At 59.4% G+C, this 12654-nt stretch carries 8 protein-coding genes; 4 read left to right on the plus strand and 4 right to left on the minus strand.

Features of this window, described 5'->3' with window-relative positions; all coding sequences use genetic code 11:
- Window positions 1-383: 383 nt before the first annotated feature.
- The 4 genes from CRN80_RS14670 to CRN80_RS14685 form a co-directional block, all read right to left on the minus strand.
- A complete protein-coding gene (locus CRN80_RS14670) occupies window positions 384-4499 on the minus strand; it encodes a membrane-targeted effector domain-containing toxin (RefSeq protein WP_098950434.1) in 4116 nt (1371 codons plus the stop codon).
- A gap of 141 nt (window positions 4500-4640) precedes the next feature.
- On the minus strand, window positions 4641-5462 hold the full coding sequence (locus CRN80_RS14675) for a M23 family metallopeptidase (protein WP_098950435.1): 822 nt from the start codon (window positions 5460-5462) through the stop codon (window positions 4641-4643).
- A gap of 3 nt (window positions 5463-5465) precedes the next feature.
- Complete coding sequence (gene xseA / locus CRN80_RS14680; protein ID WP_044268078.1) at window positions 5466-6845, minus strand: exodeoxyribonuclease VII large subunit; 1380 nt, start codon at window positions 6843-6845, stop codon at window positions 5466-5468.
- Window positions 6846-6855: 10 nt separating this feature from the next.
- A complete protein-coding gene (locus tag CRN80_RS14685; RefSeq protein ID WP_098950436.1) occupies window positions 6856-7746 on the minus strand; it encodes a LysR family transcriptional regulator in 891 nt (296 codons plus the stop codon).
- A 101-nt stretch (window positions 7747-7847) separates the two neighbouring features.
- Here CRN80_RS14685 and CRN80_RS14690 point away from each other — a divergent pair, with 101 nt between their 5' ends.
- From CRN80_RS14690 to guaA, 4 genes are all read left to right on the plus strand, one after another.
- A complete protein-coding gene (locus CRN80_RS14690) occupies window positions 7848-8615 on the plus strand; it encodes a sulfite exporter TauE/SafE family protein (protein ID WP_098950437.1) in 768 nt (255 codons plus the stop codon).
- Between the two features lie 137 nt (window positions 8616-8752).
- Window positions 8753-9301 (plus strand): hypothetical protein, encoded by a 549-nt coding sequence (locus CRN80_RS14695; RefSeq protein WP_032895403.1) that lies wholly within the window; start codon window positions 8753-8755, stop codon window positions 9299-9301.
- A gap of 218 nt (window positions 9302-9519) precedes the next feature.
- On the plus strand, window positions 9520-10989 hold the full coding sequence (guaB, locus tag CRN80_RS14700; RefSeq protein ID WP_003193998.1) for an IMP dehydrogenase: 1470 nt from the start codon (window positions 9520-9522) through the stop codon (window positions 10987-10989).
- Between the two features lie 80 nt (window positions 10990-11069).
- On the plus strand, window positions 11070-12647 hold the full coding sequence (guaA, locus tag CRN80_RS14705) for a glutamine-hydrolyzing GMP synthase (RefSeq protein ID WP_003193997.1): 1578 nt from the start codon (window positions 11070-11072) through the stop codon (window positions 12645-12647).
- The last annotated feature ends 7 nt before the right edge of the window (window positions 12648-12654 follow it).

Genomic DNA, 12654 nt, shown 5'->3' on the forward strand with positions numbered 1-12654 from the left:
GGGGACGGGGGGAGTGTCGGGGGCGTAGGTTGAAGCGCGAGCAAGCGCTTGTGTCGTACTAGAAGGCGTGGGAAGAGCGGGGGATGCGGGAACCGCAGAATCGGTCAGGATTTGGTGTGCGTGTCGTGCTGCCAAGGCTTGGGTCAGAGAGTACATAGAGCGAGTCTCACAAGTTTCGGATTTCCATTGGTCAGGTCATGCTCATTACGCTCCGTGTAAGTTGTGGAATAGGTGGGTGGTGGATGTCGGATGGTTCCTGTCGCAACTGTAAGAGGTGTGCAACAGCTTGCTTCGAAGTCACCGCTTTTGAGGGGGCGGTGGTAAAGGCGGGCAGGTGTGTGGCGTGGCGCGCTGATTCAGTCAGCGCACCGTCGTCAGGTTGATCAAGGCGTTTTGAGGTAGGGGTCGACGTTCTGGTGGACTTGGTAGTCCCCCACCGTTGCATCGGCGGCGAACTTTTCTTCAGGTGCCGGACGCGAGCCGGTGTTTTTGACGGCATTACTGCTGGCGCCTTGCGGTGCGTCATACACGCCTACGCTGACGGCCCCGGTTTGCTCAGCGATGCCGGGGACGCCTTGGGTGGTGTTCATGTGCCTTCTTCCCACTACGGCGATCCACTTTTCTCCAGGGGGGGTCTGTTGAATAATCTTGCTGGCAAAGTAATTGAACTCACGCAGCCGGTCAGTGGTGTGCGCCGCGTTACCTGCTTCACCTATGGGCGTTCGGGTTATGTGCATCGTCATATGTTCATGTTCGAGACCTACGATTTTAATACCATGTTGTTGCGCGGCAGCGAGCACGTCATCGCGTGTAGGCGTACCGCGTTTATACTTTTTCGCATCAGCGGGCGTCTGCCATACCCCACCCACCCCGCTGGCGCTATTCCAGTAGGCCCCCTCCAGGTACAGGGTCGTGACGCCTGAATCTGCGTAACCCTGCATGTTCTTTATCAGCATGACGTTGGTGGAAATCTGATCGTGCTTCTCTCCAAATACGATACCGTCCGAGACGCGCAGCAGTTCACGTGTCATTTCGCCGGGAGAGGCGTCAGGCGTCAGAGCCTGCATGTTCGGGCGAGGTATCGGTGCGACGGCATGATTGGCATAAGATTCAGTCATCCCTTCTCTGAACCAGCGTATCGCCATGCGCCTGTAGCATGGTTGGGTGCTTGAATCAGGTAGGCCTACGATCAGGTAATCGACGAAATTTATATTCCAGTGTTGTTGAATGTGATTTTTCCTATGCCGCCTGCCACCAGGCAGTTGATTGATGCGCCATTCGCCATTGCCCGCCGATTGCAGGGAGGCCACCGTCCTGCTGCTTCTGGACGCCGTCGCAGGGGCATTCGGATCAATGATATTGACTTGCCCGCTGCGAGCGTGGAATGCCGAGTCGATCTGGTAAACCCGGTTTTCTCCGGTACTGTCGGTAAAGCGCACGTACCAGTTGTCCCCCACGTTGTACGTGCCGTCGGGCCTTAACGGGCGACCGGTGATGACCTCATTCGGCACCGTGTAGGCGCTCAGGTCGCGGGTTGGCCGGGCGACCGGGGTGGCGACGGTGGTCAAGCCACTGCTGGTAGAGGCGGTGGCTGGCGGTGTGCTGGGCGGGGTTCCCGTCGAGGTGCCGGTCACTTGACGTGGCGCAGGCGCGCGTGCCGTTGTCGACTGTCTGAAGACAGGCCGTAGTGGCCCTGCACGCACACCCTTGATACCGGTTGTAGCCAGTAGGAAATCAATATAAAGCGTCTGCGCCAGGCCGGGATTTTTCATGAGCTTGGGCAACAGTTTTCTGTTGGCGCGCAAAGCGATTAAAGCGGCTTTGCTCAGATGAGTAGTGGTGCTTGCGACCTTGCCGGCACCTGGCAAAAAATCCAGGAATACCATTCCCACTTCGACGCCAAACGTGGCCTTATTGATGAACGATTGCTTGGCCACTTCCGCACTGCTGACGGATTGATGGTCTGCCTTGTCGATGATCATCTGAACGTTTTGCTGGTACAGGTGATCCTGGACATTGCCCCTTATTGGTTTGAGTGCCGAGCCACCGAGCATGACCTTTGTACTTTTGTCGGCAATGTCCAGAACTTTATCGGGCGCCAGGGCGGTGAATGGATTGTTGGGGATATCCCTGACGACCTCGTCGAATTCAGCTACATCATCTTTCTTGACCGGTGATTTTCTGTCCGCGACATAGGCTTTCCACGCGTCTTTTTTCAATAAGGCGTCCATTGCCTTCTGGTCCGCAACTTCGCGAAACGCGATGCCGTCGGGCGCCTTGGGCGTGTAGAGCACCAATGAAGAATCGACCTTGTTGCCAATCACCATCACTCCATGAACCGGCTGTCCGTAGTCGTACAGGGCATTGGCGATAATGTTCTGGCCATCGACTTTGGGGCGGTTGGCGGGGTTGGGGTGGTCCAGGATTGCCGTAACCCATTGCGCTGCGCGTTTGCTGTTCTTGTCTTCGGCGGCCTGCTCTGTATAGGCCGTAGGGTCTCGCTCTGCGAGAAAGGCGTCTTTCTCCATGGCATCGCTCAGGTTGGTTTTCCACGCCTCCCGTAGAGGTGAAGGGGCATCAGGTGCCAGTTCTTTTTTAAGCAGCTTGTCGTATTCGCCTCCCACATCTGCAGCCTTGATCAAGGCTTTTAGCTGTTCATCATTGAGTATGATCGGCTTGCCACGGCTATCGCGAATCGGGTTGCCCTGGGTGTCAATCAACGGCAGTGTCAGCGTGATAGTGGTTTTTTTCTGAATACTTCTTGGAAGAAAACCGGTGGGGTTTTTCAGCGCCAGATCCGTCAGTGAAAGCTGTTTTTGTTCTGACGAGGTCGTTACGCGGTTACCCATTATTGACATGGCCACGTCCGCTAGGACGAAGTTGGTCGAATTGTCCCGGGTTGTGGTTTGGTCTATTTTCACCGTTAATTTATCGGCATCAATCTGCGCAGTGGGGTATAGCTTCCTGATAGCCTCGTTCATCCTGTTGCGAGCGAAGTCCGACAGGGACGGGATTTTTTCAAGCAGGGGCAGTAACGCGTCAGTGCTCTTTTTCTCCCACTGCTCCAGTTTCAGGAAGATGGCTTCTTGAGCCGGGGTCAGGTTTTTCAACCACTGCGGTTGTTGTTTTTCGATCAACTTGGCGTTGTAAGCCAACAGGGCATTGGTGCTGTCGAGCTGGTACGACCAGTCGGCGGCGTCATCTATGGCTTGGGCTGACGTAGGGTCCGTCAGTGGGTTGGCTGGCGTATTGGCTGTCAGTGTCTGGGTAAGCTGCTTATTGATTTCCTCTTGCTGGCGTTTGAGCATCCACGGAATGCCCTCTGCCAGTACCTCCGCAGCCACAGGCTCAACGCGCCATGTCAGGTCATCTCCCGAGGGCTGTTCTGTTCGGTTTTGCAGCGCCAACGGCAGCGTTTGCAACAACAGTTCGGCCTCTACTCCACCGTCATCAAGGCGCTTGGCCAATGCTTCGCGGGCTTGGGCGGGTGTGGCGAACTCCTCGAACCCTTTACTGGGGGTATACAGAACCACCGGGCCGTGGCTGTCGTCGAGCGCCAAGGACCGACCTTTAGGCCATGCGGGCTCGGTCGCGAAGGAGCCGTCGGTCTGGGTGATGAGGAAGGCCCCCGCCAGCAGTGCACCCCGTTCAGTACCGTCATCCACGGTGAGTGGGTACACCCCAGGGCGGGCACCGTCAGCAAAGGCATTTTCCCGCGCGGCCAAGGTGGGGTATTGCAGCGCCGTGTCGATCAGTTGTTTGCTCGCCGGGCTCAAGGTGCCATCGTTGGCGCGCGCTGCGGCCACGGTTGCCAGTTGCTGCTTGTACAAGGCCAACAGTTCGTTCTGTGGTGTGGTTCGCACGTGCGGGTTGTGCGGGCTTTGGCGAGGCGTGGTCCAGAACTTCTGTTGCGTGGTCGCGTATTGGACGATGCGCTGGGCAATCGTGTGCAGTGAGTGCGCAGGGGTAACCAGGGTGGGCGGCGCACCGGTGCTGCCTCGGGTGAAAAAATCCCCGTATAGGTTGTTGCCTTCGCCTGCTTTTTTCCCTGGGTTACGCAGCTGTTCCTGGATTTCTTTATGCAGTGCGTCGAGAAAGGGTTCTACAGACAGCGTTTTTATACTGCCATCGTTTTGCTTGCGCCAACGCTTGAAGGTGAGGTCTGCAACATTGAGGTGGGGCTGGTCGGGAAACAGGGTGGCCAGTTGTTGCTGCAGGAAAGTCTTGAAGTTCGGTTGCTCTGTGTAGAGCTGCTGTATCGCATGGGCGGCTTCATTGTGTTGCTCTATGAGACTGCTATTGCGTGGAGGTGTGACGGTGGCAGGTGGCGTACTTGGCGAATCGGGTACAGGCAAGTCGTCTGGTGCGTAGGTCGAAGACGCTACGACCGGGGCGGCCTGGCTTTTTTCTAGCTGGGGTGTCGGTGTTCCGGCAGGTTGGGGAAAGGATTGATGCTGATCCAAAGGTTTTTGGACTGTAGAACTGGCTGGCGCAAGCATAGAAACAACCTCATCACTTAATGGAAATGGTGTCGTTACGGTCCTTGTAAGTCGCCAGGTAAGTGATGGGGTATGGTCGGTTGGTTCCGGTTGCAAATGTAAGGAAAGAGGTATGCCCGGTGTCAGGGCATTGGATAAAAATCAGGGCTGAAACGCACCGATGAATATCGCCGGGTCTACCCGGGCATCGTTGAGGCTGACGTTCCAGTGCATATGCGGCCCGGTCGCACGGCCTGTCGAGCCAACCTTGCCCACCACTGCGCCGCGTACCAGTTGCTGGCCCACCTTCACGTCGATTTTGGACATATGGCAGAACATGCTGATAAAGCCCTGGCCGTGGTCGACGAACACCGTGTTGCCGTTGAAGAAGTAATTGCCCACCAGGATCACCTTGCCGTTCGCAGGCGTCTTGATCGGCGTACCGGCCGGTACCGCGAAGTCCAGGCCCGAGTGCGGGTTGCGCTCTTCACCGTTGAAGAAGCGCCGCACACCAAACTTGCTCGACAGCGGCCCGCTCACCGGTTTATCCAGCACCAGGTTGCTCGGCAGGTTCGGGCTGAAACTGCGGTAAGCCTTGATCTGCACGGCCAGCTCATTTTCGATGCGCTTGAGCTGGGCCGGGTCGGGGTTGACCTGGCTTTTGTTTTTCAAGGTGATGCGCTGTTCCGGGTACTTCTTGTAGCCGACGATAAACGGCAGGTTGCGCCCACCGCTGCTGATGCGTTCGTTACCGGGCTTGACCGTCAACGGGATGCCGACAATCGCCAGCCAGTTGTCCTGCTCCTTGACCACCAGCACCGGCTTGCCCTGGTAGGTGGCTTTCGGCGCTGTGGCCGAAGGGCCTAGTTCGACGACGGCCACGCCGCCAGGCACGGGTTTGTTCAGGGTTCGCGTGATGTAGCTGTCGGCGTGGGCGTTAAACGTGAGGCACAACAGCATCAACAGGCTCAGTAGGCGTGGCATCGATCAATCCAATAATGAAAGGGTGACGGGTGTCAGGTGGTTGTCTTCCACCCGCACTTGCAATTGGCCTTCACCCAGGCGCGCGGTGAGGCGCTGGCCGGTGTGGGTTTGTGCGGCGTTGCGAATCGCCTGGCCGCGCTCGTCCAACAGGATGCTGTAGCCACGGCCCAGGGTTGCCAGCGGGCTGACCACCTGCAATGTCTGCACCTGGCTCTGCAGTTGCAGGCGCCGGGCCTTGAGACCTTCGCGCATGGCGCGGGGCAGGCGTTCAGCGAGGCTGTCCAGGCGTTGGCGCAAGAGGGCCAGTTGACGGCCCGGGTGCTGGCCGGCGAGGCGGGTCTCCAGGCGGATCAAGCGCTCGCGACGGGTATTGAGGCTGCGCTCAAACGCACGGCGCAAGCGCATGTCCAGGTCATCCAGGCGCTGGGCCTGTTGGCGCAAGCGCTCACCAGGGTGACGCAAGCGGCGGGCCATGCCTTCCAGGCGCAGGCGGCTGTGGCTCAGGCGGTTGCGCATCAGCATCACCAGGCGGCGCTGCAGGTTCTCTACTTGGCGCACCAGATGGCTGGCGTCGGGGGCGAGCAACTCAGCGGCGGCGGAGGGCGTAGGGGCGCGGACGTCCGCCACGAAGTCGCTGATGGACACATCGGTTTCATGGCCGACGGCACTGACGATAGGGGTAACGCAGGCATCGATTGCGCGGGCCACGGCCTCTTCGTTGAAACACCAGAGGTCTTCCAGGGAACCGCCGCCACGGGCCAGGATCAGCGCGTCGAAACCGCGTGCGTCGGCGAGTTTCAGCGCCCGCACAATCTGCGCGATCGCTTCGCGGCCTTGCACAGCTGTGGGAATCAGGGTCAGTTCAATGTTCGGCGCACGCCGGCTGAACACGCTGATGATGTCGCGAATCACCGCACCGGTGGGCGAGCTGATAATGCCAATGCGCCGAGGATGCACCGGCAGCGCCACTTTGCGTTCGGCACTGAACAGGCCTTCGGCGCTGAGTTTTTCCTTCAAAGCATCAAAGGCCAGGCGCAGTGCACCATCCCCGGCCGGCTCCACGGTGTCGAGGATCAGTTGGTAATCGCCACGGCCCTCGAACAACGAGACCTTGCCACGCACCTTCACCGCCAGGCCGTCCTTCAACGCCTGGCGTACCCGCGCCGCGTTATTGCGAAACAGCGCGCAACGCACCTGGGCGCCACTGTCCTTGAGCGTGAAATACACATGGCCGGAAGCCGGGCGGGCGAGGTTGGAGATCTCGCCTTCCACCCAGATATTGGTGAATACGTCTTCCAGCAACACCCGCGCACGGCCGTTGAGCTGGCTGACAGTCAGGACTTCGCGGTCCAGGCCCAAACGGGCAAAAGGATCTTTAATCATGGGCGGCAGTTTATAGGCATTCGTGCAGGGTTTGACAGAATTGCTCCACCAACGCGTTCGGCGCTTGCGCGCAGGCCAGCGCTACGGTGCTGTGGCAGTCCGGGTCGGCCAAGGGCAAAAAGTGCACATGGGGTGGGGCAATGTCCTGCATGGATTTTGGTAACAAGGCAATACCGAAACCGGCCTGGATCAATTGCAACTGCGTGGTCTTGCGCGACATCACCCGCGCCGCCTTGGGGAAAAACCCTGCACGCATGCACAATTCGGCTGACAGATAACTCAGCCCGCCGCGCTGAGGGTGGGGGATCGAAATAAACGCCTCGTCCTTGAGTTGCATTAATTCGACCGCTGCGTTGCCACGTGCCAACGGGTGACCCGTCGGCACTGCCAGCGCCAACGGCTCGGTGTACAAAGGCACCACGCGCACGCCTTCGCGCTGGCGCAACACCGGCAACCGCAGCAGGCCGACGTCCAGGCGCCCCTCGGCGATTTCCTCCAGTTGGGCTTCGGAGGAGAGCTTGACGATATCCATCGACACACCCGGGCAGCGCTCCAGCCACGTGCTGATGCCTTGCAGTAACGCGCCGCTCATCGGCACGGTGCTCGAGTGGCTCAGGCCCAAGGTGCCGAGCTGGCCCTGGCCCACTTGCGTCGCCAGGTCGCTGGCCTTGAGCAACTCACTCAGCAGGTTGCGCGCTCGTGGGTAGAAGGCTTCGCCGGCGGCCGTCAGCCGTGGCTGGCGTGCAGTGCGTTCGAACAGCGGGGTTTGCAGGTGGGATTCCAGCGCCTTGATCTGCCGACTCAACGCCGATTGCGCCACGAACAGACGTTCGGCCGCGGCACTGAAGCTGCCGCTGTCGGCGATTTCGACGAAATAACGCAGTTGGCGAGTGGAGATCACAAGTCATGCCTTTTTGAGATGGGTAGCGAGCTTTGAAGATATTAGTCGCAACGCTCGTCGATGGCTAAAGTGAGTGGCATCTGAAATAGAAGGAATAAGTCATGAGCCCGGTGGAGCTGATGAGCCAGTGGTCGTTCGGCGGTGTTGATTGGCTGGTGATCGGCCTGGGCGTGACGGTGGCTTACATCGTGTTCGGCATTGCCGGGTTCGGCACCGCGCTGGTGGCGGGGCCGATCCTGATTTTATTCATGCCGCTGTCGAAGATCATCCCGTTGCTGGTGCTTCTGGACTTTGTCGCGGCGTTTGGCGGCTTGTTGCAAACCCGGCGCGATGTGAACAAGCCGGAACTGTTGCGGTTGCTGCCCTGCATGGCCATCGGCTGCACCCTGGGGGTGGTGTTTTTGCTCAACCTGCATTCGGACCTGTTGCTGTTGTTGATGGGGCTGTTTATCAGCGCCTACGCGATTTACAGCCTGGCGGTGAAAGCACGGCCGACTCAGCTGGCGGCGTGGTGGTCGATTCCCATGGGCACTGTGGGGGGCCTGTTTGGTGCGCTATTTGGCAGTGGCGGCTTTTTATATGCGATCTATCTCAATAGCCGTTTGCCCAAGGACGCTGCGCGTGCCACGCAAAGCGCGCTGATCAGTTGCAGCACGGTAGTGCGTTTGAGTCTGTTCCTGATTGCCGGGGTGTATGCCGATTGGCCGTTATTGATATTGGCGGTTTGCCTGTTGCCAGCGATGGCCCTGGGGCTGTGGTGTGGGCGCAGGCTGACGATGCGGCTGTCCCGTGAGGCGTTCGTGCGGTTGGTGACCTGGCTGGTATTGGCCAGTGGTATTGCGTTGATCGGGCGGTATTTGAGTACTTGACCTCATTTTTTCAGGGATTAAGCTGCCGTCCTCCCGGGCGTCATCGCGGGCAAGCCCGGCTCCCACATTGGAATGCGATCAACTGTGGGAGCCGGGCTTGCCCGCGATGGCGCCAATAGCCACACCGCAGGACTCCCATGAACTCCCAAAGCATCCTTGTCCCGAAAATCTCCACCTTACCCGTCCACGAACCCCGCGCCCGGGCAATCGTGCGCTGGCTGGTGCGCAAGAACATCATCAAGGAAGAGCTCACCACCTGCGGCCGCACCGGCAACCGCATGGGCTATGCCCTGGCCGATGGTGCCCGCGCCGTGGTGCTGCACCCCGAGGCGCTGCCATTCAACGAGCCGGTCAACGGTTTGGAGATCATCTACAAGCGTTGCATCTATACCCCGGCCAAGGGTTTTCTCGAAGAAGCCGGCTGCCCGGAGTGCCTCAAGGAAGTCGGCGAGGCGCTGTTTGAAAGCCTGGAAGACTGGATGCCCGGTCACACCGATAACTTCACTTGCCCGCTGTGTGGGCATGAAGACGACATCAACGGCTTTCTATTCCTGCAGGAATGCGGGTTTTCCAACCTGGGCTTCATCTTCAACAACTGGGCGGAGGCGGGCTTCAAGCAGAGCTTTATCGACGAGTTTGCCGACTGGTTGGACCAGAAGATTGCCTGGGTCAAAGTTGAGCTGTAGGAGCGAGCTTGCTCGCGAAAATCGTCAACGATAACGGGGTGAGTCTGATTTAACGCGGTGCCTTTGCCTCCTTCGCGAGCAAGCTCGCTCCTACAGAAAAAGCGGCGCGTTTTCTCCATCTATCAGTATTACCAAGTTTGTCAGAGTTTTACATTGAGCCCGGCAGGGTGCATGTATATAATGGCGCGCTTCCATTTTCCCGCTCGGGAGCCCCCGCGATGCTGCGTATCAGCCAAGAAGCTCTGACATTCGACGACATTCTCCTAGTGCCCGGTTATTCCGAGGTGCTTCCTAACGAAGTCAGTCTCAAGACCCGCCTAACCCGTGGCATCGAGCTGAATATTCCCCTGGTTTCTGCTGCCATGGACACCGTCACCGAAGCCCGTTTGGCAATCGCCATGGCTCAGGAAGGCGGCATCGGCATCATCCACAAGAACATGACCATCGAGCAGCAAGCTGCCGAAGTGCGCAAGGTCAAGCGTTACGAAGCCGGTGTGGTGAAAGATCCGATCACCATCGAAGCTGACGCCACCGTGCGTGACCTGTTCGAACTCACTCGCATGCACAACATCTCCGGCGTCCCGGTACTGCACGATGGCGACCTGGTCGGCATCGTCACTTCCCGTGACGTGCGTTTCGAGAACCGTCTTGAAGTCACCGTCCGCGAAGTGATGACGCCTAAAGAGCGCCTCGTCACCGTCAAGGAAGGCGCCGACAAGAACGATGTGCGCGAACTGCTGCACAAGCACCGCATCGAGCGCGTGCTGATCGTCGACGACAAATTCGCCCTCAAAGGCATGATGACCGTCAACGACATCGAAAAAGCCAAGGCTTACCCGCTGGCCAGCAAGGATGACCAAGGTCGTCTGCGTGTTGGCGCTGCAGTCGGCACCGGTAAAGACACCGGTGATCGCGTCTCGGCGCTGGTCGCTGCTGGCGTTGACGTGGTAGTGGTCGACACCGCCCACGGCCACTCCAAAGGCGTGATCGACCGCGTGCGTTGGGTCAAGCAGAACTTCCCTGACGTGCAGGTGATCGGCGGCAACATCGCCACCGGCGCTGCCGCCAAGGCCCTGGCCGAAGCGGGCGCCGATGCAGTCAAGGTCGGTATCGGCCCAGGCTCCATCTGCACCACGCGCATCGTTGCCGGTGTCGGCGTGCCGCAGATCAGCGCCATCGCCAACGTTGCCGCTGCCCTTGAAGGCACAGGCGTACCGTTGATCGCCGACGGCGGCATCCGTTTCTCCGGTGACCTGTCCAAGGCCATCGTTGCCGGTGCCTCCTGCGTGATGATGGGCTCGATGTTTGCCGGTACCGAAGAAGCGCCAGGCGAGATCGAACTGTTCCAGGGCCGTTCGTACAAGGCTTACCGTGGCATGGGTTCGCTGGGCGCCATGTCCCAGGCGCAAGGCTCTTCCGACCGTTACTTCCAGGACTCTTCGGCAGGCGCCGAGAAGCTCGTACCGGAAGGCATCGAAGGCCGTGTGCCGTACAAAGGCACCCTGAGCGCGATCATCCACCAACTGATGGGCGGCCTGCGCTCCTCGATGGGCTACACCGGCAGCGCCAACATCGAAGAAATGCGCACCAAGCCAGAGTTCGTGCGGATCACCGGCGCCGGCATGGCTGAATCCCATGTCCACGACGTGCAGATCACCAAGGAAGCGCCAAACTACCGTGTAGGTTGAGCCTTCCAGCAAAATGTTAAGTAACCGGGGCTGTTCTTCAGCCCCGAGTTGTTTCTGATTCATTAGACGAGACTGACTTCATGGCCCTCGACATTCACGCCCACCGCATCCTGATCCTCGACTTCGGTTCCCAGTACACCCAGCTGATCGCCCGCCGCGTGCGTGAAATCGGCGTGTACTGCGAACTGCACCCGTTCGACATGGACGATGAAGCGATCCGCGAATTCGCACCTAAAGGCGTCATTCTCGCCGGTGGCCCCGAGTCCGTTCACGAAGCCAACAGCCCGCGCTGCCCGCAGGCGGTATTCGACCTGGGCGTGCCGGTGTTCGGCATCTGCTACGGCATGCAGACCATGGCCGAGCAACTGGGCGGCAAGGTTGAAGGTTCCGAGCTGCGTGAATTCGGTTATGCCCGTGTGGACGTGGTCGGCAAGAGCCGCCTGCTGGACGGCATCGAAGACCACATCGACGCCGACGGCCTGTTCGGCCTCGACGTGTGGATGAGCCACGGTGACAAGGTCACCAAGATGCCGGAAGACTTCCACATCCTGGCCAGCACCCCGAGCTGCCCGATCGCTGGCATGTTCAGCGACGAGCGTCGCTACTACGGCGTGCAGTTCCACCCGGAAGTGACCCACACCAAGCAAGGCGGGCGCATCCTGTCGCGTTTCATCCTCGACATCTGCGAGTGTGAAGCCCTGTGGACCCCGTCGAAAATCGCTGAAGACGCCATCGCCCAAGTGCGCGCCCAGGTCGGCACCGACAACGTGCTGCTCGGCCTGTCCGGCGGCGTTGACTCCTCGGTTGTGGCGGCCTTGCTGCACAAGGCCATCGGCGATCAGCTGACGTGCGTATTTGTCGACAACGGCCTGCTGCGCCTGCACGAAGGTGAGCAAGTGATGGCCATGTTCGCCGAGAACATGGGCGTCAAGGTGATCCGCGCCAACGCTGAGGACCAGTTCCTCAACAACCTGGCAGGCGAGTCCGACCCTGAGAAGAAGCGCAAGATCATCGGCCGCACCTTCATCGACGTATTCGATGCCGAGTCCACCAAACTGGACAACATCAAGTACCTCGCCCAGGGCACCATCTACCCCGACGTGATCGAGTCGGCCGGCGCCAAGAGCGGCAAGGCCCACGTGATCAAGTCCCACCACAACGTGGGCGGCCTGCCTGAGGAAATGAACCTCAAGCTGGTAGAACCGCTGCGCGAACTGTTCAAGGACGAAGTCCGCCGTCTGGGCCTGGAACTGGGCCTGCCGTACGACATGGTCTACCGCCACCCATTCCCAGGCCCGGGCCTGGGCGTGCGTATCCTCGGTGAAGTGAAAAAGGAATACGCCGACCTGCTGCGTCGCGCCGACCACATCTTCATCGAAGAACTGCGCAAGGCCGATTGGTACCACAAGGTGAGCCAGGCGTTCGTGGTGTTCCAGCCGGTGAAATCGGTTGGCGTTGTAGGCGATGGCCGTCGTTACGCGTGGGTTGTTGCACTGCGTGCCGTAGAGACGATCGACTTCATGACAGCGCGTTGGGCACACCTGCCTTACGAACTGCTGGAGACGGTCAGCGGCCGGATTATCAATGAGATCGAAGGTATTTCCCGCGTGACTTATGACGTGTCGAGCAAGCCGCCGGCGACGATTGAGTGGGAATGATGGGGCG

Source organism: Pseudomonas sp. FDAARGOS_380 (genome assembly GCF_002591235.1).
Lineage (GTDB): Bacteria > Pseudomonadota > Gammaproteobacteria > Pseudomonadales > Pseudomonadaceae > Aquipseudomonas > Aquipseudomonas salmasensis.

What these genes read in the sequence shown, in the direction of transcription:
- CRN80_RS14670 (WP_098950434.1), bottom strand. Translation starts at nt 4,499, where the DNA reads ATGCTTGCGCCAGCCAGTTCTACAGTCCAAAAACCTTTGGATCAGCAT.
- CRN80_RS14675 (WP_098950435.1), bottom strand. Translation starts at nt 5,462, where the DNA reads ATGCCACGCCTACTGAGCCTGTTGATGCTGTTGTGCCTCACGTTTAAC.
- xseA (WP_044268078.1), bottom strand. Translation starts at nt 6,845, where the DNA reads ATGATTAAAGATCCTTTTGCCCGTTTGGGCCTGGACCGCGAAGTCCTG.
- CRN80_RS14690 (WP_098950437.1), top strand. Translation starts at nt 7,848, where the DNA reads ATGAGCCCGGTGGAGCTGATGAGCCAGTGGTCGTTCGGCGGTGTTGAT.
- CRN80_RS14695 (WP_032895403.1), top strand. Translation starts at nt 8,753, where the DNA reads ATGAACTCCCAAAGCATCCTTGTCCCGAAAATCTCCACCTTACCCGTC.
- guaB (WP_003193998.1), top strand. Translation starts at nt 9,520, where the DNA reads ATGCTGCGTATCAGCCAAGAAGCTCTGACATTCGACGACATTCTCCTA.
- guaA (WP_003193997.1), top strand. Translation starts at nt 11,070, where the DNA reads ATGGCCCTCGACATTCACGCCCACCGCATCCTGATCCTCGACTTCGGT.